The following is a 2,929-nucleotide window of genomic DNA, read 5'->3' on the forward strand; positions in this document are numbered from 1 at the left end:
GGTGGTGCGCAGCGCGGTGAGCGGCGTGCCGCTGCCGGCCACGATCCCCGCCACCATCCCGGCCCCGATCCTCGGCCTCGTGACGCCCGGCCTGCTGCTCGCCAACGGCCTGCGCCCGCCGCTCCAGGTGGACGAGGCCTACGCCCCGCTCGGGCTCAGGCTCGGCGGCCTCACGCTGCTGCCGGCCTTCACCCAGAGCCTCGGCTACGACACCAACCCGAACCAGGCCGCGGGCGCCGCCGCCCGGGGCTCGGTCGCCCTGCGCAGCGAGGCCGAGCTCGGCTTCCGCAGCGACTGGTCGGCGGCCGAGCTCTCGGGCGACCTGCGCGGCGCCTATCTCGAATATCCGCAGAACGAGTCCGCGAGCCGCCCCAGCGCCACCGGCGCGGTGCGCCTCGGCGTGGACGCGAGCCGGGACCTGCGCCTCGACGCGGAGGGGCGCTTCCTCGTCGACACCCAGCGCGTCGGCAGCATCGACCTCCAGGCCACCAACGCCACGACCCGCCCGCTCATCGCGTCCTACGGCGCCTCGCTCGGCGCCACCCAGCGCTTCAACCGGCTCTCGGTCTCGCTGCGCGGGCTCTTCGACCGCAGCACCTTCGAGGATGCCCGGCTCAGCGACGGCACCACCCTGGTCCAGAGCGACCGCAACCTGAACCAGTACGGCCTGCGCCTGCGCACCGCCTACGAGGTCTCGCCCGCCCTCACCCCCTTCGTCGACGTGCTCGCCGATTCCCGCGTCTACGACAGCGCCCGCGACGCGACCGGGCTGCGCCGCGACTCGACCGGCGTGGCGCTGACGGCGGGCGCGGCCTTCGCGCTCGGGCCCGCCCTGAGCGGGGAGATCTCCGGCGGCCTGCAGCACCGGACCTATCCGGACCCGGCGCTCGCCGACATCGACGCCCCGCTCCTCAGTGCCGCGCTCACCTGGCAGCTCAGCCCGCTCACCGCCGTGCGGCTCGGCGCCCAGAGCGCGGTCAGCGAGACGACCCTGCGGGGCTCGAGCGGCGCGATCACCGAGACCGCGACGGTCGAGGTGCAGCACGACCTGTTCCGCAACCTCTCGATCGTGCTCGGCGCCGCCGTCCTGCAGAACAGCTACCAGGGCACCACGACGCGCGAGACCGGCTTCTCGGCCACGGCCCGGGTCGATTACCGCTTCACCCGCTGGCTTACCTTACGCGGCACCTATCTCTACCAGCAGATCGACAGCACGGTGGCCAATGTCAGCTTCCGCGGCAACACCTTCCTGCTCGGCCTGCGCGTGAATCCCTGAGATCCCGCATCCGGGCCGGGAAGGACATCAGTCTTCGCGGAACGATCCCCGCCGCGCCGGGTTGCCCCCCGAGCGCGAGAACGCGCGCTTCGCGTCGCATGCGCCCGGATCACGGGAAAACGCCAGAGCGCGCGCGCGACATCGGCCGCGAAGGCGCCCGCCGCGACGCGTACGGCCGGCCCCGCGACGACCGCCTCCACCGCCGCGACGAGCGCTTCTGCGTCGGGCCGCCCGGTTCCGGCCGAGTACCGACCGGACGGGCCGGATCACCTGCGTTTCGCGGTTCGATCCGCGCCGCCGGGACGCGGTCGCGCGAAAATCGCGGCGCGGCAGCCCGCCCGCCCCCTCAAGCCTCTTGTGCACCGCACTGCCTTGATCTAGGTGAATCGGGCAATCTTTTTTGGGAGAAACTGGCAATGAGCCTTCGTGTTTCCAGCGCTTTCGCCGCCCTCGCCTTCGCGGTCTCGTCGGTCGCCGCCCCGGTCGCCTTCGCCAAGCCCACGAACGGCGCCGCCGCCGTCAAGATGATCGACACCGACAACGACGCCACCGTTGATCTCAAGGAGGTCCAGGCCGTGGCCTCGGCCACCTTCGACCGGCTCGAGAAGGACGCCGACGGCACCCTCGACGCCAAGGAGCTGAAGGGCCGCCTCGGCAAGGCCGGCCTCCGCCAGGCGGACCCGGACAGCGACGGCACGCTGGACAAGAAGGAGTACCTCGCGGCCGTGGCCGAGCGCTTCCAGGCCGCCGACCCGGACAACGACGGCACGCTCGACGCCAAGGAGCTGAACTCCAAGGCCGGCAAGGCGCTGCTCGCGCTGATCAAGTAAGGGCACGTCACGGATCCGTGGCGGGCGACCCGCCACGGCATCCTGACCGAGAGGGCCGTCCCGCCAGGGGCGGCCCTTCCTCGTTCGGGCGTCCGGCGGGCGCGCCGTCCGTTGCGCCCGCACGACAGGTGGCGGCCGACCCGCCGTGCGGCGCCGCACACTGATTGCCTGCGGGAGCGAAGTGCGGCACGGATGGTGCCCGGCCGGAAACCCTGCCCGGCCCGCAAGCCCATCCAGACAAGCCGTCGGCGATCCGGACACCACCATGAGCCATCCGAAGGGCCGCGCCCGCTCCGCGCGGGCGGCACGCGCGGGCAGCCTCGCCTGCGCCCTCGCCCTCCCGCTCGGCCTGCCGCCCGGCCTCCCGCTCGGCCTGTCACCCCTGCCCCTCGCCGCGCAGGAGGCGGCCTCGGCGGTGCAGGACGTCACCCTGACGGACGTGGTCCTGCCGCTCGGCGGCGCCGCGTTCCGCGCGCCCCGGGTGACGGTGAGCGGCACGCGCCTGTCCAAGGACGAGCTCGCCGCCCTGCTGCGCCCCGGCGCCGCCGACACCTGGCCGGCCCGCCTCGCCCGGCTGGAGGCGGCCAGCATCACGATCCCGGTCCTCGTCTCCGAGCATCCCGGCCCCGGCCCCTTGCGCCAGACGGTCACCTACCGCGAGGTCACCGCCCGCGACGTGCGGGCCGGCCGCATCGCGGAGCTGACCGCGGCGGGCGCGGCGGTCAGCGTCTCCGGGGGGGCCGAGACGGGCTCGGGCACCTACGGCCAGATCCGGGCGAGCGACGTCGATCTCGTCGCCCTCACCCGCCTCTACGGCGTGCCC

At 74.0% G+C, this 2,929-nt stretch carries 2 protein-coding genes and 1 pseudogene; all 3 read left to right on the forward strand.

All coding sequences use genetic code 11. From position 1 onward, the window contains the following. Positions 1-1,276: outer membrane beta-barrel protein (locus AX737_RS10180; RefSeq protein ID WP_066921032.1), on the forward strand; the 1,276-nt coding region annotated here is incomplete at its 5' end. A 416-nt stretch (positions 1,277-1,692) separates the two neighbouring features. Beyond that, positions 1,693-2,106 (forward strand): histidine kinase, encoded by a 414-nt coding sequence (locus tag AX737_RS10185; RefSeq protein WP_066921034.1) that lies wholly within the window; start codon positions 1,693-1,695, stop codon positions 2,104-2,106. A gap of 265 nt (positions 2,107-2,371) precedes the next feature. Next, positions 2,372-2,929: pseudogene (locus AX737_RS10190) on the forward strand (hypothetical protein); the annotation flags it as partial.

The sequence above is a fragment of the Methylobacterium sp. CCH5-D2 genome (assembly GCF_001556475.1).
In the GTDB taxonomy this organism is placed as follows: domain Bacteria; phylum Pseudomonadota; class Alphaproteobacteria; order Rhizobiales; family Beijerinckiaceae; genus Methylobacterium; species Methylobacterium hispanicum.